Raw genomic sequence first — 18,558 nt, forward strand, 5'->3', positions numbered from 1 at the left:
CGATCACCCTTTTTCTACCATCATACCATGCCAGAAGCTGGACAGACTAGCTGATTGGCATTTGCCTGTCCATTTGTGCTATAATTCGAAACCGAACTACCCAATAGGTAAGAAACAAAGGAAGGTGCACAAGATGAAAAAGTTTTTCATGACCCTGTTCACATGTCTGATGGCAATCGCCTTGGTTACGGGTTGTTCCAGTGCAAGCAACGAAACGGCTCCGACAGAGCCTACTCAGCCGACTACGCCAACTGCAAAACCTGATTCCAAGGAGCCTGCCCAGCCTCCAGGCCCTACTGGCGAGAAAAAGTACGACAAAGCTCCTGCCATGCAGATCGACAAAAACAAGACTTATCAAGCGAAAATCTCCACTACAATGGGAGACATTACGATTGATCTGTTCGCCAAAGACGCGCCAATTGCCGTGAACAACTTCGTCTTTTTGGCCAAAGACAAGTTTTACGACGGTCTGACTTTCCACCGCGTCATCAAAGATTTCATGATCCAGACGGGCGATCCGCTGGGCAACGGAACCGGCGGCCCTGGCTACACGTTCGAGGACGAGCTGAAAAACGGCCACAAATACGAAGTCGGCGTGGTCGCGATGGCTAACGCTGGACGCAACACAAACGGCAGCCAATTTTTCATCGGTTCCGGAAAAGATGTAGAAGGTTTGGAAAACGTACCGAATTACACCATTTTCGGAAAAGTCGTAGGCGGAATGGATGTCGTGCAAAAAATTGCGGGCACGAAAGTGAAGAAAAATCCGCAAACGGGCGAACTGAGCGTGCCGGAGCAACCGATCAAAATCAACACCGTAACCATTACCGAAAAGTAAGACTTTCAGACTAGAACAGCAAAACACCACTGTGCAAGCACAGTGGTGTTTTGCTTTGAGAGCACAGGAGATACAAGCATCTGCTGCTTTTCGCCCCTCTCATTTTCACAACTTTCTGTTTTAGTAAATAGTACCGTGGGACCAATTTCCTCTTGCGCTATCCAACCATTCCCGCTAGACTTGCTAAAGACCTGATTCGCTTCCGCAATCAAAAGCAAAAAGCGAAAAGGAGTGGTTCTCACCATGAAGACACGAGAAGCGCGAATGCGCTTTTTCTTCTTTCTCAACAGTTTTGCCTTGCTTCTTCTGTGCCTGTTCGTCACGCCGACGAGCGCTTCGGCACCTCACGTGAAGAAAACAGCGCCTGTTCCGGTACAAGCCACAGCGGCTCCCGTACAGGCTGCCAAAAAGGAAACAAAAACTGCTATCCCTACCACACAAGTAAAGCGCGATTCTGTCCAGGTCAGCCGGGACGATCGCCGCAAAGTGATTCGGCATGGAAAAGGAAAAATTTCAGATAGGGATATGGAACTGCTTGCCCGGTTGGTCTATGCGGAAGGCCGGGGTGAACCGTATGAGGGACAGGTAGCGATTGCCGCTGTCGTATTGAATCGGGTAGCTTCTTCACAATTTCCAAATATGGTACGGGAGGTCATTTTCGCTCCCAACGCGTTTTCGCCAGTCCGTAACGGCAGACTCTCGTCCCAAACAAATGAGAGCGCCAGACGGGCAGTCGCGGATGCGGTGAATGGAAAGGATCCGACCAATGGCTCCCTCTACTTCTTCAATCCTGATACCGCCACATCCAAATGGATCTGGTCCAGGCCCCAGACAGTCGTGATCGGCAACCACCGTTTTGCCCGTTAATCGCGAAAAATTTAATAATACTTTATTTTCATTTTATCACAATTTTACTTTTAGCTGATATCTTGTCAGTGTAAGCACTTTTTCAACGCATTGAGAAAAAGTACGATGTTCTTCCTAGAATGACTTCTTTAACGTAAGCATGGGTAGATCGAAGTGTTCCATCTACGTATGCCTACGCTAACAGTAGCTGGCTGATTGACTGTATTGGGTGAGAGCAATCCAGTCACATGCGCCAATCGTGCCTTTTCTCAATCGCCCCCAAATAATTGGGCATTCCCCCTGCGGGAATGCCCCTTTTTTTTGCTAGTTACCGATGGTTTTTCGCATATGCGCAGTAGGATGGTTTTTCGCATATGCGCAGTAGGGATGCCTGTCGTCCCTTCCCTTTGCACGATTTCCTCCTGCGTCACCACGAAGCCTTCCGAACGGTACAGCCTCATGTTTGCTTCCATTTCCATCCTCACTCGGCAAGTCAACGCTGCTTTTCCGTTTTGGGCCGCCCACGCTTCCAGCCAGCGAATGATCGAACGGCCGATTCCTCTGCCTTGCCGGGAAGGATCGACGGAGAGCCGAAAAAAAGTAAAGCGAGTCAGCTTTCCACTAAAAACCGCACCATCCCTGCCGGATGATCGTCCCTCCAGCAAATGGCCGCTTGTTCTCTCCCCTCTGCCAGTTGTGTCGCGACATCCTCCACCGTCTCCGAAAGGGCGCTCGATGGCGGAACCGCCGCCTGAAACGCGGCGTGCATGAGCGAAGTCAAAATCGGTGCGTCTTTGGCGCTTGCGATGCGCATATTCATGGTTGCCGTCTCCTTTTTCATTGCGAATCGTCAAAAGCCGTACACGGACATTCCGCCGTCTACCGCAATCGTTTGACCGGATATGTAGGCAGCCGCATCGGACGAAAGGAAAATCGTAGGGCCAACCAAATCTTCCACATCGCCAATCCGTCCGCTTGGAGTCCGCTGCAACACTTCTTGCACAAACGCCTCGTCATTCAACAGCGCTTCCGTCAGCGGCGTGCGGAAATACCACGGCGCAATCGCGTTGACATTGACGCCGAATTTGCTCCACTCCAGCGCAAGCACGCGCGTCATCTGAATGACGCCTGCCTTGCTCGCTCCGTAGGCCACTCCCGTGCGCAGCGCCACAAGCCCTGCGACAGACGCGATGTTGACGATCCGTCCGTAGCGCTGCTCGCACATCGTCCTCGCGGCAGCCTGGCTCAAGAAAAACGCCGCCTTCAGGTTCAGGTCCATGATGCGATCCCACTCTGCCTCGCTCACTTCATGGGCTTTTTTCCGGATGTTCATGCCTGCGTTGTTCACGAGGATATGCAAGCCGCCCAAAGCGTCCAGGGCTTGGGCTACGACTTTTTCCGCCGCCCCTGCTTCCGTCACATCCGCTGCGATCGGACAAGCTACCCCGCCATTTGCCTCAATCGCTTGCACGACTTCCTGCAAGTCCGACTCGGTTCGGGAGACGACCGCAACCTGTGCGCCTGCCTCCGCCAGACCGACAGCCAGCGCTTTTCCGATGCCCCTGCCCGCTCCGGTAATGATTGCTTTTTTTCCAGTCAAGTCAAATCGTGTCATTGTTTTCTTCTCCTCCATTCCCGTTAGAGCTTTCTCCATCCATCGCCTTTTCCCCTGTCTTTTGCTACAATATACCTGTATGGAAAGGAGGCAGTCCGTTGCGTTTGTACAGTCAAATGACTCTCGCTGAGCTGCAGGAGGAGATGGAACGCCTGCACGTGGAAGCCGAGGAGAAAAAGAAACTGGGTGACGAGTCACAGCTTGCCATTATTACGCAAAAGTATTTCATGGCGAAGTCGTATTACTTGGGGACGGGAGAATTTCGCATTGGCGGAAAGTACAGTGTCGCCAACTACGATCAGCCGTTTACCATTGATTATTTCAACGGCGTGTTTGCCTGGGGCCGCTTTCCTGATTCGGACGAGCAGACCGGCTTTCCGGTCGGCATGCTGGAACTTTGGTACGACTAACGAAAAAAGAGATCAGCGCCGACGAGCATGCTGATCTCTTTTTTTGTTGGCCGAACACGAACCCTGCCGCGTCTGGATATACTACTGGCAAAAACGAAAGCGAGCACAATCGCCATGGACGTCATCAATCTTGCGCTGCTGCTTTTGCTTGCGCTCGGCATCGTGGGAAATAATGCGACCGTCTCGATCGCGGTAGCGCTGCTTTTGCTGATGCGGCTTCTGTCGCTGGAACGGTTTTTCCCGGTGCTTGAGCAGCATGGCTTGCAGATTGGCATCATCATTTTGACGATCGGCATTCTCACGCCGCTTGCGAGCGGAAAAATCACTCCCGCCTCCATGCTGGATCTGTTCACCCACTGGCAAACGGTGCTGGCCGTCGTCATCGGCGTGTTCGTCGCCTACCTGGCGGGAAAAGGAACGGCGCTGATGGCTGGCAATCCGTTGATCGTCACGGGACTGCTTTTCGGAACGATCATCGGCGTCACGTTTTTCCGCGGCGTCGCAGTCGGCCCGCTCATCGCTGCCGGGATTCTCGCGTTCATCCTGCAATTTTTGCCCAAATAAAAACGTCAGCCCCAGCGCTCTTTGAGCGACAGGCCGTAAGCCACTATTTGCTCAGGCGTGACCAGGCGAAAGCCTTGCTGCGGACGGTAGTCAATCGTCAGCGCCTCCGAGCCGATGTACGCGATCGTCTCCGGGTCGAGCAACAGCGTCATCCCCTCGACCTGTATCACCTGATCCTGCGGTGTCACCTCATCGAGCCAGAGCGCGTATTCGACCGTCATTCCACAGCCGCCTACCAGCTCGCCGTTGATCCGCACCGGTCGCGTCGCTTTTTGCAATTGGTCTACAGCTTCCTTCGTCAGCTTGATTCTCACCGTGTTTCCACCTTCCTGCTTGCTTTTTCCAGCACTTTTGTATGCATCATCTCTCTGATGATAGCATACAATGCTTGAAAGGCAGCGGAAAGGACGATCATCTATGAACATTTACGAACAGGACGGCATGTTTGTCGCAGAAACCCAGTTTCAATCCGAGCATGTTGTCATCTTCGCCAAATCGTGGGAAGAAGCCAAGGAAAAATTGCTCGTTCGGCTTCTGGTCCTGGAAATGATTGGTTGAAACGAAAGCGGGTCGTTTTTCATGACCTGCTTTTTTCACCCTCTCAACAACTAAAGCATTTCCCCATTTCCCCTCGCTGGCCTGTTCCAATGGCAAAGGGCAAGGAGCATTCATGACCATGACAACGATTACTTCTCTCGACCACCAAGGACTCGTCGCCCAGATCAGGCGGCAAACGGACATCGCCAACCGCAACAACGTCACCCGCACCCAGGCGTATCTCAATTTTTACCGCCAGCATGAGGAAGTCCACTGGGCGCTGCTCGCCCACCTCGTCTCGCGCAACGGCGGTTGGAACATGACCGATTTGAAAGGCGAATGGCTTCCCGCCATCTTGGACGAAGCGGAAATCGAGCCGTTTTTCTGGATGCTGGAACGAAGCAACTGGCTGATTTTTTACGATGCCTACCCGCAACTGCTCCTGTATGCCGAGATGAAGCGGCGTGGCGAGGATTTGACTTCACTGCTCGCACCACTTGGCGTCTCCGTATTCATGCAGCCGTACTGGCAGGAGTTCCTCGCGTCAGGCGACAGCTCGCGGCTCACGCGCGCCCTGATCGTCAACGAACAGCAGTACATTGAGCAGCGCGTCGTACATAAACCGTTTACGATGAAACGCATTTTTTCCACGTATGCGTTTTTTACGCAATCGCTTTTTTCTCTCAACCAGATTTTGTTTCCCTACAAGGCGCACCCTACTGACAAAAGACTGAGTATCGCCGGAGTGAACGTCCATCATTTTCCGGATCTCATCCAGCGCATCGCCATCGGGAAGACTTTGTACCAGCTTTTGTTCGCAGATCGCCAGCGGCTGGAAAAAATGCGCACGTTTTGCACGCGCATCCGGCATACCGGCTCGCGCGCAGACTATTGGCCGCATCTGTTTACCCCGCGCCGCCGCTCTAGGCAAGCGGACAAAGGCTACGAGCTGCGACTGGAGGGCGACCAGCTAATGCCCGGACAGCCCAAGCTGTACAGTCCCTCCTTGCACGCCGTCTGGGCTGACGTCGAGCACGCGCCCGCCGATGGCGTCGACTGGTTCCGGGACGAAAAATGGCATCAGGAGGTGGAAAAGCCCGCACAACTGCCTGCGATTGACGCCGCCTCGTACATGCGGGCTTTGCACTGGATGGAATACGGCGTAAAATTGGTGACAACGTTCACCTGAGAATGGAGGCCACACCTCTATGTACGACGCCCGCAGCGACCTGCTTGCCCATCAACGTGACTATCTTTTGTCCTGCCAGCTTCCTGGCGGGGCTTTTCTGCTGGGACCTGGCCGGGATCAGATCAATCCGTATTTTACCAATCTGGCCTTGATCGCGCTTGTCCGGCTACAAGAGTGGGAGGCGGTCCGCGCTTACATGGATTGGTATGTGCAGCATTTGAATGCGGACGGTTACATCAACGACTTTCGCCTCGATCGCGGACAAGAGCTCGACACGGGGGCAGCCGACAGCGAAGACAGCTACCACGCGACTTTTTTCTCTGTCGTCGCGGAGTGGACCCGCAGCACAGGCGATTGCTCCTGGCTCGCAGCCAATCAGGACGTGCTCGCGTACTTGCTGCAAGGGATTGCCCGGCTGCAGCAAACAGACGGCCTGACCTGGGCCAAACATTCGTTTCGCGTCAAATATTTGATGGACAATTGCGAGGTCGCTAAAGGACTGGATGACGCGCACTACTTGTTTGCCTCGCTCGGCAATGCGCTGCTGGCACAGGAGGCTTCTGTGCGCGCCGCCGCCTGCAAGGCCGGAATTGCCGGCATGTACAGCCGCCTGCGCCGTTCGTACGCAATGTACGACCGCTCCCATCCCGGCTGGCGAAAATGGTATCCAGATGTCACCTCACAGGCGTTTCCAATTGTGTACAGCTTGTGCGAGCCTACAGTCCCCTCCATGCTCTATGAGCGGATAACGAAAGCATTTCCTCGCTTCGATGCGTTTGTGACTGGCGACACGTATCCGTGGATGGTCATGGGCGTGTGTGCCCGCATGATGGGAGATGAGCAGCGTGTGCGCAACATGCTTACTGTTGCGACAGACCTGTACATATACGGACCGCGGCAGCCCTACTGGCTGATTCACGAGGCGGGACGGTTTGTGGAGTTGTTGCTTGGCGAGTAGATTGGCTTAGCTATCGGCCCGCTCCCGTTCCCCGTACAGCAGTTGTTCCACCCAGGTGTAGCAGGTCATCAGTTGCTTGTCGTCGATCAGCTCGGAGCGATGCTCGAACATAATTTTGACATCCGAGTTTATCTCCCTCACAATCCGCAAGTAGTCTTCGATTGGCGCCCAGCCAAATTCAGGCTTATAGGCTGGCAGCACAGGATAATGATTGTGGGAAAAAACATCCGTCGCTTTCATCGTCCACAGATGGAGACTTCACCACTCGCCTCGAATCGAAGTGCGGGTCGATTTTGTCTTGCAAAAATAGTCGGCCGCTGTCCAGGCACAGCTTGATCTTCGGATATTTCATAAGCAGTTTTTCTACCACATCTGTCTCATATACGTACCGATTGAGCGCATCAAATTCCAAGACGGGGACAAACTGATACGCCTCTCCCTTTTCGCTTAGCCAAGCAAACAACCTCTCGCTTCTTTCCACAAAAGCGGAAATTGAATATTCCGATTCAAAAACGTACTCGCTGGCGTCTGCAAAGCGCCACTCTTGCCAGTCGACGCGATCGTCCAAAATGACGGGCTTTGGATAATGGAACAAAACATAAACGGGCTTGAGCACTTGCATGTACTGCAATTCGCGCTCGACAAGCGCAAATGCTTCGCTTCGCAGTCCATCATCGGGGTGCATGAACAACGCGTCCCTGAATGGAGATTCTCCCGCCCTGAGGGGAAAATGAACGCCGATCTGAAAACCGTTAACTTGCGCTTCCCGCTGCAAGGTTTGAACGTCTTCTTCTGCGGCAAGCAGACACGCCTCGATTCCGTAAAACCCTTTTTTAAAGTCTCGTTTGTACTTTTTGTGATCGAATTGACCGTATTGGCCAATCATGAAGTTGCGCATGTGCATATAGTGACGCTCCCTTTTTCAGACCTGCCTGGCAATTTTTGCTTCCAGTCAGATTCTACCACAAGATAACTCAGACAAAAAAAGCAACAAACTTCGACCGCTAGAGCCTGCATTAACCCCTGCTTGCCCGGCTGCAAAACAAAAAACGCGAGAGCCCCTCGCGCTTTCTACTTGTTATTCGGCTTGCTGTCTTTGTCGTGCGAGACGACGAGAAACGGCGTCAACTCTCCATCCTCCCAAAAAAACGGCAACACGGCAATCGGCACCTGGCCTTTGGAGGCAAAATCGTAGGTCAGGCGGGCGAGCAAGTTCGCGCCGACTTCCCCGGTCATGTCCGCTACGATCAGCACATCCTGATGCGGAATGGCCACGCCGAGCGAGTCTCCACGTTTTTCTTGGTCAAACCGGCGCAGCAGAGAGTCCAGGAGAATCCGGCTTGCCGCGTAGCCGTCCGGCGGGCTGATAAAATGAATCCGGTTGCCCGCCACTTCCTGCGTTTTCACCGTGTACGGCAGCTTTTGCAAGTTGTCCATCGCGTACTGGTGAAGCTGTTCGTTCGTCCAACCAGCCTGAGTAAGCAGGTCCGTCTCAATCAGCGCGTAGCCTTCGCCACGGTCAAGCGCATACAGCACGCGCGTATCTGCTGTGTGCTCCCGGACGACAAAGCGACCGGGAAACTTCTCGGCGATAGAGACATGGCGCAGGACAGGATACACGTTTTTTTCCTGCCCGATCAGAGTCAGTCCTTTTTCCTGCATGGCGGTAGTCCCCCTCTTCGTTTAGTCCCAAGGCGGTGTATCGTCGACGGCGCTTGGCATGCTGACCATTGGCTTTGCGTAGTGGCTGCTGCGCTCCTCGATCTCCTTGACGACCTCGGCCAATGATTTTGGCTTCGCAAACTCCACCGGAGACACTCCCCGCTCAAACTGGAGCTGCTCCCCCTCCAACACGACCAAATACCGTCCGTTCACCTTGGCAATGTGCAAATTCGAGCCGTAATCGGCGAGCAGCGTGCGAATTTGCATGTGATCGAGCTTGAATTTCAGTTCGACTTCCGGCTGGCGGTCCGTAATGATGTGCATCGCTTCCATGACCGTCTCGTGCTCCCACTTCTCCGCCAGCTCCCGCTTCGGGCTTGCTGCGATCAGTTCGATCGCTTCTTCCTCCCGCACCCTTTCCTCGGATTCCTCAGGATACGTGTATTCGATATGCTGACGCGCCAAGGAAATGACCTCATCGGAGACGAGTTGCGTCACCGTTTGCGGATATTCAATAAAGCGCAAAAATTCCTCGAAGTAGCGCGCATGGGAAAACTGATGGATTTTCACATGATACGGATCGTTCATCCCGGATTCGATCATGTACGGATACATCAGCGACTTCATGTTTTTCGCATTGATTGCCATACGCACATTGGAAATCAGGCTCTTTTCATCCGTAATGACTGCTGTTTTCTGTTCAAAATCGCATTTCAAAATAAACACGTAGCGCTCATCAAGCAGCTCCAGGCGCGTGCGCACGACAATCAGCACGCCGCCCCGCACCTGCGAGGTTCGCAAGTACGACTGCACCAGCTCCTGGCACGGCTCCTTGCTCTCGCCAGGCGTCTCGGCTGCGAGCAAGCGGTTCAGCAGCGCGTAGTTCGGATTGGAGTCGAGCGGATGTCCCGGCTCCACCACGAATTGGCCGAGCTTGGTCGGCGTCCCTTCCGTCTTCGGATTCATTTCGACCTTGCGTTTGGCGATGCGGGCAAACTCCCCGTCCAAAAAGTCGCGAAGCTCGCTGCGCTGATATTCATCATGGCCCAGGTAGCGCGTCATGCGCACCTGCTTGATGCCGTCTTCTTCCTCAGGCTGTTCAATCAAATAAAAGGATAACCAGTCAATGATAAAATTCATACTCGTCGCTCCTGTCTACATGTACCGAACCTGATTATAGCAAACCTGCACGAAAAAAGGTCAGGCTTTTTCCATTCGTGGTAAGATGACAACAGGAGGAGAAGCGGCTATGTGGACGCACGTAAAAGAATGGTGGATGAACACCTTCCTGGACAAGCCCTATCGCCCGGGCACGACGATCGGCGCTTATAACATTCAGCACGTACTCGGGATGGGCAGCTACGGAATCGCCTATCTCGCCACCCACACGCCTACAGGAGAACAGGTCGTGCTCAAGCAGGTCAAGCCCAGCCTGCGCCATACGCCAAAGGGAGCGGCCATGCAAGCGTATGAGCGCAAGGTGCTGTCCTCTTTGTCCCATCCGCAATTTCCTCGCTGCCTGGACGCCTTTACGTATCGCAAAGACTCGTTTCTCGTGATGACGTATTTGTCAGGGCCTACTTTGGAGGAGATGCTGTTCGAGCGCGGCATCGCAGTGGATGAGTACGAGTGCGCCCGCTACATGCAGCAGATCGGCCAACTCGTTGCCCATCTGCACGACCAGGGGCTGATCCACCGCGATGTGCGCATTCCAAACGTCATCTGGCAGGACGGACAGCCGTATTTGATCGACTTCGGGCTGGCGCGGTTCATCGGCGACAAGCCGACGTACATGGCCGAATCGCTCAGCGCCTATCCGTCGGAAAAACAGTTGAAGCGCGAAGTGGCGCCTGCCAGCGATTTGTATGCGCTTGGGCACTTTTTCCTGTTTTTGCTCTATTCCGGCTACTCTCCCGAGGAAGGCGCGCCGGAACGCAGTTGGGAGGAGGAGCTAGCGCTGTCTCCAGAAATCCGCAGCATGATTCGCAAGCTGCTCCAGATGGACGAGCCTTATGGCAGCGTTCGCGAATGGCTGCAGGAGCTTGCGCTGTACTTGCAACGCCACGAGCGCAGCGAGAGTCGCCCGCAGCAAACATGACCCCGGCAAAAGCAGAGCGCCGTCCCGACAACGGCTGCTCTGCTTTTTTATGTGCATGGACAGCAGCCAATTCCCAGTGAGGAAAAAGGGGATTTTTGTACATGTTGGATAATAATCACTCCCATTTTTATGACACCCCGTCGAATAGATTATCGGCTCCAAATCAACTATCCTATTTGTAACCTGAATATTATAAATTTTCATTCGCTGTAAAAAAGGGGGCATCATATTGAGTCATACTCCACTGCACACACGAGAGAACAAAGAGCAGTATGAGTTGAAAAGAGGGCTGCGCGCAAGGCACATGTCGATGATTGCCATCGGCGGCTCCATCGGTACAGGCTTGTTTCTCGCCAGCGGCTCGACGATCCACTCCGCAGGGCCAGGCGGTGCGCTTGCGGCTTACGGCTTGATCTGCATCATGATTTACTTTTTGATGACAAGCCTGGGCGAGATGGCTACGTTCCTGCCCGTTTCAGGGTCGTTTAGCTCGTACGCTTCCCGCTTCGTCGATCCGGCGCTTGGCTTCGCGCTCGGCTGGAACTACTGGTACAACTGGGCGGTGACGATCGCCGTGGAGATTTCCGCTGCCGCGCTCATCATGAAGTTCTGGCTGCCGGAAAGCTCTTCCTTGCTGTGGAGCGCGTTGTTTCTCGCACTTTTGTTCGCGCTGAACTTCCTCTCCGTCAAAGCGTACGGCGAAGGGGAATACTGGTTTGCACTCATCAAAGTGATTGCGATTATCTGCTTTATCGCGATCGGGCTGATGATGATCGTCGGCATCATGGGCGGCGAAGCGGTCGGCTTTAAAAACTTCACGGTCGGCGACGCTCCGTTTCACGGCGGCTTTATGGCGATGATCGGCGTGTTCATGGTCGCGGGCTTCTCGTTTCAGGGAACCGAGCTGGTCGGTGTCGCGGCTGGCGAAAGCGAAAACCCGCGGGTGAACGTGCCGCGAGCTATCCGGCAAGTGTTTTGGCGCATTTTGCTGTTTTACATTTTGTCCATTGCAATCATCGGCCTGCTCATCCCGTACACAGACCCGAACCTGATGAGCGGCGATTTGGAAAACATTTCTGTAAGCCCTTTCACGCTCGTCTATGAAAGAGCGGGGCTGGCGTTCGCGGCCTCCGTGATGAATGCGGTAATTCTCACGTCCGTTTTATCCTGTGGCAACTCCGGGATGTACGCCTCGGCGCGGATGCTGTGGATTTTGGCGATGGAAGGCAAAGCCCCGAAGTTTTTGCGCAAAATCAACGCGCGAGGCATTCCGACACGCGCGCTGTACGCGACTACGGCGGTTGGCATGCTCGCTTTTCTGGCGTCGCTGTTTGGCGACGGCGTCGTGTACATGTGGCTGCTCAACGCCAGCGGCATGTCCGGGTTCATCACCTGGGTCGGCATCGCTATTTGCCACTACCGCTTCCGTAAGGCGTATGTCGCCCAAGGCCGCGATCTGAACGACTTGCCGTATCGGGCAAAAGCGTATCCGTTTGGCCCCGTGTTCGCCTTCATTCTCTGTACGGTGATTATCGTCGGGCAAAACTACAGCGCATTCACAGGCGAGACGATCGACTGGAACGGCATTCTCGTCTCCTACATCGGCTTGCCCATGTTCCTCCTGCTCTGGCTCGGCTATAAATTCGTGAAAAAGACAAAGGTGATTCCTTTGCAGCAGTGCAATCTCACCCGCGACGAGCATTAGGCAAAAAGAGCAGGGCACCGCTTGCGTCGGCTGCTCTGCTCTTTCCTTTGTTTTTGGTTACTCGGAAATCGGCTCCTGCTTGGCCGCTTCCATCTTTTCCTTCAATTCTCCTGCTTCGCGGCGAAGCACCTGCCGCTCCTGCTTCGACAAAACCTCTCCGCCGACCGTGCCGTTCACCAGCAAATCCTCTTCATACAAGCGATCTTTGCGCATGGAAACCTCCTGCAGACAAGATGTGTACCTCTTGTCCTACTTTGTTCCAAAGCCGCCCTTCTTATGTACGCGTTTTGAGGAGGAGCCGCTTTTCGCGGCAACCGGCTTGCCCGCTTCCGGCTGGCGGTTTTGCGGTCTGCCTTTTGCCGTTGGCTTGCCTGCTGGCTTTCGCTCCGGTCGCGGATCTTCCAGGGCGCCGTGCGACATCACTTTTTCTGCGATGGCAAGCTCTGTCTGTTTGGCGAACTTCTGGATGATAAACCGCTCCTGCGGACTGATGATCGAAAAGACGAGCCCGGCGCGTCCCATCCGTCCCGTGCGTCCGCTGCGGTGAATGTACGTATCTGCGTCTGGTGCCGGGTCGTAATGCACGATGCATTCCACTTCCGGTATGTCAATGCCGCGTGCGGACACGTCTGTCGTAATCAATACCGGGAACACGCCGTCCCGGAACTGCTGGAGCGTCCGCGCCCGCTCTTCCTTGGACGCATCGCGATGCAGCAGTCGGCAGGCCAGATGATGGTAGTTCAGTTTGGAAACAATCTCGTCCACTTTTTCGATCTGGTTGACAAACACGATCGAGGAGCGAACATTGACGAGCCGCAGCAAGCGTCTGAGCGTGTCCACTTTTTTGCGCGGATCGGAGACGAGGTACAGATGGGCGACTCCGGCTGCGCCTTCTGGTGCTTGCGCCCGCACAAGCACAGCGTCTTTTGTAAAAGCTTTGGCCGCCTCGACAATTTGCTCGGAAATCGTCGCGGAAAACAGCAGACGCTGAGTGTCGCGCAATGTTTTTTTCATCACTTCCTGGACCGGCTTGCCGAAGCCCGCATCGAGCATTCGGTCCGCTTCGTCCACGACTACCGTTTTGACTTCGTGCACCTTCAGCTTTCGCTGCTCGATCAGCTCCAGCAGACGGCCTGGCGTGGCGACAACCAGCACCGGCTTTTTCTTCAAACGCTCTACCTGGCGCTTGACATCGACACCGCCGATGATCGGAACGACCGCATGATCGGCTCCTGGCAACAGCTTTTCGGCTTCTTTCGCAATTTGAACGACCAGCTCATGCGTCGGCGCCAGCACAAGCGCCTGCACGTCCTTTTTATCCAGATCCATTTTTGTCAGCAGCGGCAATAAATAGGCAAATGTTTTGCCTGTCCCAGTCGGAGATTCGATCAAGGCGTCCCGCCCGGCTGCGATCAACGGGATCGCTTCTGCTTGCACGGGGGTCGGCGTCTCCATTTTTCGTTCGCGCAAAATCGCAACAAGCGGCGCGCTAATTTGTAAATCAGCAAACGTGGTGCTCACAAGAACCCTCCTGGCGTATATTCGTACATTGGGTAAGCTTACCACACTTTGCCCGTGTATAACAGAGGGCCCGGCTCACGAATGACCGCTTGCCCAGGCTGCAAGTCCCGGATGTGGAAAAACAGGCGAAATCCGTGTTTCGGACTTCGCCTGGCGTGCTTTACCCGTTGTTCGAGTCCTTACGGGTTTCCTGCTTTTCGGCCAGGTCGTGACGGTCCCGACTCGTCGTCTGGTTGCGTGTGCCCTTGTCGGGATTGTTCCGATACTCCTCTACTTCCTGTTGAAAAGCTTCATCATAGCCGCGCACAGCCATCACCTCCCGCTTCTATTTTTCCCCTGGTGATCCTTTATTATTTTGCTGAAACTTTTTACCCATTCATTCGTCCTTTTATAAGGAATAACCAATCATATTGTCAGATGGATGTGGAGGACTCATGCAAACCTTGTCACGCGCGCGATCGCGCAAGCTCGCAACACGAAAAAGACCTTGGCGCTGGGTAAAGCGCCTGATACTGGTGTCGGCCTTGACTTGCACTACGCTTGCACTCATCGGGATCATCTTTTTGTTTGGCACCAGAAGCGGCGAGGAGCTGCGCGAGTGGGCGGCAGGGACGCTCCTGACGACGCAGCACGACTACTGGGCACCGTACACGTTTTTGCCGGAAGAAAAGCTCAACGCCTTGAAGCAACAAATCCGCAACCCGGAAGTCATCAACTCCGAGCCGGATGAAACAGCCAAGCCGGAAGAATCGCCGCAGGAGCAGCCCGTGGTCGAAACGCCACCGGAAAAGCCGAAACAATTGATCGAGGTGGAAGACATCGACGTTTCCAAAGGCAATTACTACTTCAAAGGAAAAATCATGTACATCAGCGACCCGAAACGGGTACAATTAGTCGTCACCAACCGCAAGGACCGCGGCGATCTGCTCGACGAGTTCGTCAAAAAGACAAACGCCATCGGCATCGTCAACGCGAGCGGCTTCTCCGACCCGGATGGCTACGGAAAAGGCGCCAAAGCATACGGCGTGGTGATCCACGACGGGAAAATTCTCCAGGGCTACAATCCGAAAAGCGGAGAAACTGCCTTGGGCATCACCTACGACGGCAAACTGATTACCGGCAGCTATACGGCCGAGCAATTGGTGAAAATGGGCGTTCGCGATGCGATGAGCTTCCGCCCGCAACTGATTGTGAACGGGAAAAACTTGTTCAAGGACAAGCCTGCGAAAAGCTGGGGCATCCAGCCGCGAACAGCGATTGGGCAAAAAGCGGACGGCACGATCGTCTTCGTCGTCATCGACGGCCGCCAGCCTGGCCACTCAATCGGCGCGAGCATGAACGACCTGGCAGAATTGCTGGAAGAGCGCGGCATCGTAACCGCCATGGCGATGGACGGCGGCTCCAGCTCGATGATGCTGTACAACGGCGAGGCGATTACGAAAACGTCTTGCCCGTATTACCGCGGCCGCTACCTCCCGAACGCCTGGGCGGTGATTTAGCCCTCGTCAGACGGTCGACGAAAGGAGCTGCCATGGACTACGTCTTTCATTACAGTGAAGACCCTTCGATTGCGACGTTTCACCCGCGCGCGCATCCCAGCCATCCCAGCCTGCCTCCTTCGGTCTGGGCAATCGACGCGGAACGCGCGCCGATGTACTACTTCCCGCGCGACTGGCCGCGCATTGCTTTTTATGCCAAAGCGGATTCGACTGCGGCAGACAAGGAGCGCTTTCTCGGCCTTGGCAGTGCCAGGATGGTCATTGCGATAGAAAGCCGCTGGTACAGTACGCTTGCCACGACCGTGCTTTACCAGTACACGTTTGCTGCCGATCTGTTTTCCTGTCTCGACGAAGGGGCGGGCTACTTCGTCTCCAGCAAGTCCGTTCAGCCTGTGGAGGTCACCGCGATGGGCAACTTGCTCGCCCGGCTCGCGCAGGCGAACATTGAACTGCGGATCACCCCGTCCCTGATGCCGCTAAAAGCAGCGCTGCTCGACAGCAGCCTGCAATTTTCCATGATTCGCATGCGAAACGCCGTTACCTGATCGCTTTCCACGTAGTTTTTTGCCAAATGAAACAGGCAGTCCACACGAATGTGGCTGCCTGTTTGTTTTTACAGTTTAATCGGAGTTTTCGCTTGCTCTAGACTCCATTTTTCTACATCCCACGTCTGCGTGACCCAATCCTCGTAAAACTCAGGTTCGTGGCAGACGAGCAGGACAGTGCCTTTGAATTCTTTCAAGGCCCGCTTCAATTCTTCCTTCGCGACTACATCCAGGTGGTTCGTCGGCTCGTCAAAGACAAGCCAGTTGCTCTCGCGCTGCAAAAGCTTACAGAGGCGCACCTTTGCCTGCTCGCCCCCGGACAGGGCGTTCATGTTGCGGTTGATATGCTCGTTTTTCAGGCCGCAGCGCGCCAACGCTCCGCGCACCTCGTGGTTGTTCATCGACGGGAACTCGTTCCAGACGTCGTCCAGTGCGGTGATCGGCTTCGGCTTGACTTCCTGCTCAAAGTAGGCCGGGTGCAGGAAATCGCCTTGCTCCAGCTTGCCTCCGAGCGGCGGAATGATGCCGAGCAACGTTTTCAACAGAGTGGATTTCCCCACGCCGTTCATCCCGACAATCGCTACCTTTTCGCCGCGCTCCAGCTTCACGCTCAGCTTTGGCAGCAGCGGATGCGAATACCCGATCTCCAGGTCTTCCGCTTCGATGACAAAGCGGCTGCTCGCGCGTGCTTCCTTGAAAATGAAGGAAGGCTTCGCCGCTGTCTCCGGCTTGTCGATCCGCTCCATTTTGTCAAGCTGCTTCTGGCGGCTTTTCGCGCGGCCTGTCGTGGACGCACGCGCTTTGTTGCGGGCGATAAAGTCTTCCATGCGCGCAATTTCTTCCTGCTGCTTTTCAAACGCGTCAAAATGCTGGCTGCGCTTCATCTCGGACTGCGCCAGAAACGATTCGTAGTTCCCCGTGTAACGGTTCAGCTTCGTGAACTCCAGATGGTAAATGACGTTGACGACTTCGTTCATGAACGCCGTGTCGTGGGAAATCAGGATGAAGGCGTACGGATATTCCCGCAAGTAGTTTTTCAGCCAGACGATATGCTCTTCGTCCAGGTAGTTCGTCGGCTCATCTAGCAAAAGGACGGTCGGCTGCTCCAGCAGCAACTTCGCCAAAAGCACTTTTGTGCGCTGACCGCCGGACAAGGATGCGACGTCGCGCTCCAGCCCAATCGCGCTCAGTCCAAGTGCGTTGGCGATCTCCTCCACCTTGGCGTCGATCAGGTAAAACCCGCTCGTCTCCAGCTTATCCTGAATTTCTCCCATGCGCTCCAGCAGTTCTTCCAGTTCCTCCGGCGACGCCTCGGCCATTTTTTCGCCGATCGCCATCAGCTCCTGCTCCTGCTCCAACAGCGGCAAGAACGCATCCTTGAGTACGTCGCGAATCGTCTTCTCGCGGTCGTTCGGTTGCAGGCGAAAGGACACGTCCCGAAACAAAATGCGATCCCCAAAGCCATGGGACAAATCTTCCACAATCAAAACACTCATGCAAACGCTTCCTCCTGTTTCCTCTGTGAGGTCTACAAAATAATACTTTCAAAATAAGACGGCGCATACCGTTGTGCATAGGTTTCGCCTGTCAATATCAACTCGTCCAATCTCACGCGCATATCCTGCAGGCTGATGCCGTGCATCGCCGTATTCAGAATCGTCGCTCTCGCCATCAACCGCAGCGTATTGACTTCATCTGTCAGCTTGTTGCCGAACATTTTTCCGCTGTGCACGATCTCTGAACGATGATTGTACGATTTTTTTACAAACTGGGCAATTTTTTGCCGCTGCGCGTACGACTCTCCAAAATAATACGCCATTCGCACCCGCAATTTATAGGTGATTTCGCCCTTTTTTCCGTCGGGAGCAAACAGCGACTCCAGAGCAATCCACAAATCGAGCAGTTGGTCTTCGTTGCTTTTTTTCTCCAGCGACAGGGAATAACGGCGAAAAGCAAGCGACGGCAGTTGATGATTTATCAGTCGCTCGAACACGTTTTGGGTCGCCTCGTCAAACTCGAATTTGCTTCCGTCGAGGGAGCGCTTCAAGTACGTGATCCCGCACATGTTGCCATTGATCGTCAGGACGTACGGAATCGAGCATGTCCCATCTATGGCGGACAAATTCAGCTTGTTTTCGATCTCTTCGATCCATGGACGGTCATCCGTCACTTTCATCTCCGCGTGCTCCGCAACCAAAAACAGGCTGTTGCGGTTGACCCGCGAATCGAAAATGCGCTTGTTCTCGTCCATCTCGTTTCGCAAATAACGCGAAGCTATCTCGTACGGCCGCTCAGCCCCCGAGATCAAGTAATACGCATTAGGCAGCTCGATCCGAATGGGCTGTGTCGTCATCGAATTAAACACGGGCGCAATCAACAGTGGCATTGGCTGCTCCTTTCAGATCCGTAAAAAAGCGCGGTTCTTGTTTACATAATCAAACGGACGCTACATAAACAGTATCGTGCCTTTCTGCTCTTTTGACAACATATCAATTCCTACTAATCGCAGACACGCTTCCTTATAGAATACCAGCAATTCCTATGGTTCGTCACCATCGGATTGCGACAAAC

General features: G+C 54.2%; 23 protein-coding genes. 11 read left to right on the top strand and 12 right to left on the bottom strand.

The genetic code is table 11. From position 1 onward, the window contains the following. Positions 1 to 133: 133 nt before the first annotated feature. Together AC3WQH_RS00400 and AC3WQH_RS00405 are read left to right on the top strand one after the other, a co-directional pair. Positions 134 to 838, top strand: a complete 705-nt coding sequence (locus tag AC3WQH_RS00400) for a peptidylprolyl isomerase (RefSeq protein WP_005836293.1) — start codon at positions 134 to 136, stop codon at positions 836 to 838. A 243-nt stretch (positions 839 to 1,081) separates the two neighbouring features. Beyond that, complete coding sequence (locus AC3WQH_RS00405; RefSeq protein ID WP_290426157.1) at positions 1,082 to 1,705, top strand: cell wall hydrolase; 624 nt, start codon at positions 1,082 to 1,084, stop codon at positions 1,703 to 1,705. A gap of 248 nt (positions 1,706 to 1,953) precedes the next feature. On the opposite strand, the gene AC3WQH_RS00410 is transcribed toward AC3WQH_RS00405, so the two are convergent. Genes AC3WQH_RS00410 through AC3WQH_RS00420 form a run of 3 tightly spaced genes read right to left on the bottom strand, consistent with a single transcriptional unit; the run spans position 1,954 to position 3,299 of the window. Continuing rightward, the gene (locus tag AC3WQH_RS00410; protein WP_429787666.1) at positions 1,954 to 2,349 is read right to left on the bottom strand and encodes a GNAT family N-acetyltransferase; all 396 of its coding nucleotides are present in this window, start codon (positions 2,347 to 2,349) and stop codon (positions 1,954 to 1,956) included. After that, the gene (locus AC3WQH_RS00415) at positions 2,295 to 2,504 is read right to left on the bottom strand and encodes a hypothetical protein (protein WP_197186892.1); all 210 of its coding nucleotides are present in this window, start codon (positions 2,502 to 2,504) and stop codon (positions 2,295 to 2,297) included. Before AC3WQH_RS00415 ends, AC3WQH_RS00410 begins: the two co-directional genes overlap by 55 nt. 30 nt (positions 2,505 to 2,534) lie before the next feature. Continuing rightward, positions 2,535 to 3,299, bottom strand: coding sequence for an SDR family NAD(P)-dependent oxidoreductase (locus tag AC3WQH_RS00420; RefSeq protein ID WP_005835740.1), 765 nt, complete (start codon positions 3,297 to 3,299; stop codon positions 2,535 to 2,537). Positions 3,300 to 3,397: 98 nt separating this feature from the next. On the opposite strand from AC3WQH_RS00420, the gene AC3WQH_RS00425 reads away from it, so the two are divergent. Further along, positions 3,398 to 3,709, top strand: a complete 312-nt coding sequence (locus AC3WQH_RS00425) for a YfhH family protein (protein WP_005835742.1) — start codon at positions 3,398 to 3,400, stop codon at positions 3,707 to 3,709. 114 nt (positions 3,710 to 3,823) lie between these two features. Continuing rightward, a complete protein-coding gene (locus AC3WQH_RS00430; protein ID WP_025845972.1) occupies positions 3,824 to 4,273 on the top strand; it encodes a DUF441 domain-containing protein in 450 nt (149 codons plus the stop codon). 5 nt (positions 4,274 to 4,278) lie between these two features. Here the strand turns inward: AC3WQH_RS00430 and AC3WQH_RS00435 are convergent, their stop codons facing one another. Next, the gene (locus AC3WQH_RS00435) at positions 4,279 to 4,587 is read right to left on the bottom strand and encodes an iron-sulfur cluster biosynthesis family protein (protein WP_025845973.1); all 309 of its coding nucleotides are present in this window, start codon (positions 4,585 to 4,587) and stop codon (positions 4,279 to 4,281) included. Positions 4,588 to 4,690: 103 nt separating this feature from the next. Here AC3WQH_RS00435 and AC3WQH_RS00440 point away from each other — a divergent pair, with 103 nt between their 5' ends. The 3 genes from AC3WQH_RS00440 (at position 4,691) to AC3WQH_RS00450 (ending at position 6,957) form a co-directional block, all read left to right on the top strand. After that, positions 4,691 to 4,831 carry a hypothetical protein gene (locus AC3WQH_RS00440; RefSeq protein WP_007786995.1) on the top strand — a complete coding sequence of 47 codons (141 nt, stop codon included), beginning with the start codon at positions 4,691 to 4,693 and terminating at the stop codon, positions 4,829 to 4,831. 112 nt (positions 4,832 to 4,943) lie between these two features. Further along, positions 4,944 to 5,999 carry a DUF2515 family protein gene (locus AC3WQH_RS00445; protein WP_026557280.1) on the top strand — a complete coding sequence of 352 codons (1,056 nt, stop codon included), beginning with the start codon at positions 4,944 to 4,946 and terminating at the stop codon, positions 5,997 to 5,999. Positions 6,000 to 6,018: 19 nt separating this feature from the next. Further along, positions 6,019 to 6,957 (top strand): hypothetical protein, encoded by a 939-nt coding sequence (locus tag AC3WQH_RS00450; RefSeq protein WP_221843343.1) that lies wholly within the window; start codon positions 6,019 to 6,021, stop codon positions 6,955 to 6,957. A gap of 184 nt (positions 6,958 to 7,141) precedes the next feature. On the opposite strand, the gene AC3WQH_RS00455 is transcribed toward AC3WQH_RS00450, so the two are convergent. The 3 genes from AC3WQH_RS00455 to AC3WQH_RS00465 form a co-directional block, all read right to left on the bottom strand. Further along, the gene (locus tag AC3WQH_RS00455; RefSeq protein WP_310670308.1) at positions 7,142 to 7,861 is read right to left on the bottom strand and encodes an apurinic/apyrimidinic endonuclease family protein; all 720 of its coding nucleotides are present in this window, start codon (positions 7,859 to 7,861) and stop codon (positions 7,142 to 7,144) included. Positions 7,862 to 8,028: 167 nt separating this feature from the next. Next, positions 8,029 to 8,619 carry a DUF1444 family protein gene (locus AC3WQH_RS00460; RefSeq protein ID WP_429787665.1) on the bottom strand — a complete coding sequence of 197 codons (591 nt, stop codon included), beginning with the start codon at positions 8,617 to 8,619 and terminating at the stop codon, positions 8,029 to 8,031. Positions 8,620 to 8,640: 21 nt separating this feature from the next. Beyond that, the gene (locus AC3WQH_RS00465) at positions 8,641 to 9,759 is read right to left on the bottom strand and encodes a DUF3900 domain-containing protein (protein ID WP_005835755.1); all 1,119 of its coding nucleotides are present in this window, start codon (positions 9,757 to 9,759) and stop codon (positions 8,641 to 8,643) included. Between the two features lie 109 nt (positions 9,760 to 9,868). Between AC3WQH_RS00465 and AC3WQH_RS00470 the strand changes: the two genes are divergently transcribed. Both AC3WQH_RS00470 and AC3WQH_RS00475 read left to right on the top strand, forming a co-directional pair. Then, positions 9,869 to 10,717, top strand: coding sequence for a serine/threonine protein kinase (locus tag AC3WQH_RS00470; protein WP_197186908.1), 849 nt, complete (start codon positions 9,869 to 9,871; stop codon positions 10,715 to 10,717). A gap of 229 nt (positions 10,718 to 10,946) precedes the next feature. Next, positions 10,947 to 12,422 carry an amino acid permease gene (locus AC3WQH_RS00475; protein ID WP_327920050.1) on the top strand — a complete coding sequence of 492 codons (1,476 nt, stop codon included), beginning with the start codon at positions 10,947 to 10,949 and terminating at the stop codon, positions 12,420 to 12,422. Between the two features lie 57 nt (positions 12,423 to 12,479). Here AC3WQH_RS00475 and AC3WQH_RS00480 read toward each other — a convergent pair whose 3' ends face one another. From AC3WQH_RS00480 to AC3WQH_RS00490, 3 genes are all read right to left on the bottom strand, one after another. Then, complete coding sequence (locus AC3WQH_RS00480; protein WP_005835761.1) at positions 12,480 to 12,635, bottom strand: hypothetical protein; 156 nt, start codon at positions 12,633 to 12,635, stop codon at positions 12,480 to 12,482. 36 nt (positions 12,636 to 12,671) lie between these two features. Further along, positions 12,672 to 13,943, bottom strand: a complete 1,272-nt coding sequence (locus tag AC3WQH_RS00485) for a DEAD/DEAH box helicase (RefSeq protein ID WP_005835763.1) — start codon at positions 13,941 to 13,943, stop codon at positions 12,672 to 12,674. Between the two features lie 160 nt (positions 13,944 to 14,103). Next, a complete protein-coding gene (locus tag AC3WQH_RS00490; RefSeq protein WP_165328990.1) occupies positions 14,104 to 14,250 on the bottom strand; it encodes a hypothetical protein in 147 nt (48 codons plus the stop codon). A gap of 127 nt (positions 14,251 to 14,377) precedes the next feature. Here AC3WQH_RS00490 and AC3WQH_RS00495 point away from each other — a divergent pair, with 127 nt between their 5' ends. Further along, entirely contained in the window at positions 14,378 to 15,442 is a 1,065-nt protein-coding gene (locus AC3WQH_RS00495) for a phosphodiester glycosidase family protein (protein WP_290426160.1), read from the top strand. Positions 15,443 to 15,474: 32 nt separating this feature from the next. Beyond that, positions 15,475 to 15,987: a DUF6886 family protein gene (locus AC3WQH_RS00500; RefSeq protein ID WP_122952631.1), complete on the top strand. Its 513-nt coding sequence runs from the start codon at positions 15,475 to 15,477 to the stop codon at positions 15,985 to 15,987. A gap of 68 nt (positions 15,988 to 16,055) precedes the next feature. Here AC3WQH_RS00500 and AC3WQH_RS00505 read toward each other — a convergent pair whose 3' ends face one another. After that, a complete protein-coding gene (locus AC3WQH_RS00505; protein ID WP_492331869.1) occupies positions 16,056 to 17,483 on the bottom strand; it encodes an ABC-F family ATP-binding cassette domain-containing protein in 1,428 nt (475 codons plus the stop codon). Between the two features lie 32 nt (positions 17,484 to 17,515). Further along, complete coding sequence (locus AC3WQH_RS00510; RefSeq protein WP_005835771.1) at positions 17,516 to 18,373, bottom strand: HEPN domain-containing protein; 858 nt, start codon at positions 18,371 to 18,373, stop codon at positions 17,516 to 17,518. Positions 18,374 to 18,558: the final 185 nt, after the last annotated feature.

The sequence above is a fragment of the Brevibacillus sp. FW301-21C12A genome, from assembly GCF_058788915.1.

What these genes read in the sequence shown, in the direction of transcription:
- AC3WQH_RS00495 (WP_290426160.1), top strand. Translation starts at nt 14,378, where the DNA reads ATGCAAACCTTGTCACGCGCGCGATCGCGCAAGCTCGCAACACGAAAA.
- AC3WQH_RS00450 (WP_221843343.1), top strand. Translation starts at nt 6,019, where the DNA reads ATGTACGACGCCCGCAGCGACCTGCTTGCCCATCAACGTGACTATCTT.
- AC3WQH_RS00460 (WP_429787665.1), bottom strand. Translation starts at nt 8,619, where the DNA reads ATGCAGGAAAAAGGACTGACTCTGATCGGGCAGGAAAAAAACGTGTAT.
- AC3WQH_RS00420 (WP_005835740.1), bottom strand. Translation starts at nt 3,299, where the DNA reads ATGACACGATTTGACTTGACTGGAAAAAAAGCAATCATTACCGGAGCG.
- AC3WQH_RS00400 (WP_005836293.1), top strand. Translation starts at nt 134, where the DNA reads ATGAAAAAGTTTTTCATGACCCTGTTCACATGTCTGATGGCAATCGCC.
- AC3WQH_RS00510 (WP_005835771.1), bottom strand. Translation starts at nt 18,373, where the DNA reads ATGCCACTGTTGATTGCGCCCGTGTTTAATTCGATGACGACACAGCCC.
- AC3WQH_RS00465 (WP_005835755.1), bottom strand. Translation starts at nt 9,759, where the DNA reads ATGAATTTTATCATTGACTGGTTATCCTTTTATTTGATTGAACAGCCT.
- AC3WQH_RS00505 (WP_492331869.1), bottom strand. Translation starts at nt 17,483, where the DNA reads ATGAGTGTTTTGATTGTGGAAGATTTGTCCCATGGCTTTGGGGATCGC.
- AC3WQH_RS00445 (WP_026557280.1), top strand. Translation starts at nt 4,944, where the DNA reads ATGACCATGACAACGATTACTTCTCTCGACCACCAAGGACTCGTCGCC.
- AC3WQH_RS00440 (WP_007786995.1), top strand. Translation starts at nt 4,691, where the DNA reads ATGAACATTTACGAACAGGACGGCATGTTTGTCGCAGAAACCCAGTTT.
- AC3WQH_RS00480 (WP_005835761.1), bottom strand. Translation starts at nt 12,635, where the DNA reads ATGCGCAAAGATCGCTTGTATGAAGAGGATTTGCTGGTGAACGGCACG.
- AC3WQH_RS00500 (WP_122952631.1), top strand. Translation starts at nt 15,475, where the DNA reads ATGGACTACGTCTTTCATTACAGTGAAGACCCTTCGATTGCGACGTTT.
- AC3WQH_RS00455 (WP_310670308.1), bottom strand. Translation starts at nt 7,861, where the DNA reads ATGCACATGCGCAACTTCATGATTGGCCAATACGGTCAATTCGATCAC.
- AC3WQH_RS00430 (WP_025845972.1), top strand. Translation starts at nt 3,824, where the DNA reads ATGGACGTCATCAATCTTGCGCTGCTGCTTTTGCTTGCGCTCGGCATC.
- AC3WQH_RS00415 (WP_197186892.1), bottom strand. Translation starts at nt 2,504, where the DNA reads ATGAATATGCGCATCGCAAGCGCCAAAGACGCACCGATTTTGACTTCG.
- AC3WQH_RS00470 (WP_197186908.1), top strand. Translation starts at nt 9,869, where the DNA reads ATGTGGACGCACGTAAAAGAATGGTGGATGAACACCTTCCTGGACAAG.
- AC3WQH_RS00405 (WP_290426157.1), top strand. Translation starts at nt 1,082, where the DNA reads ATGAAGACACGAGAAGCGCGAATGCGCTTTTTCTTCTTTCTCAACAGT.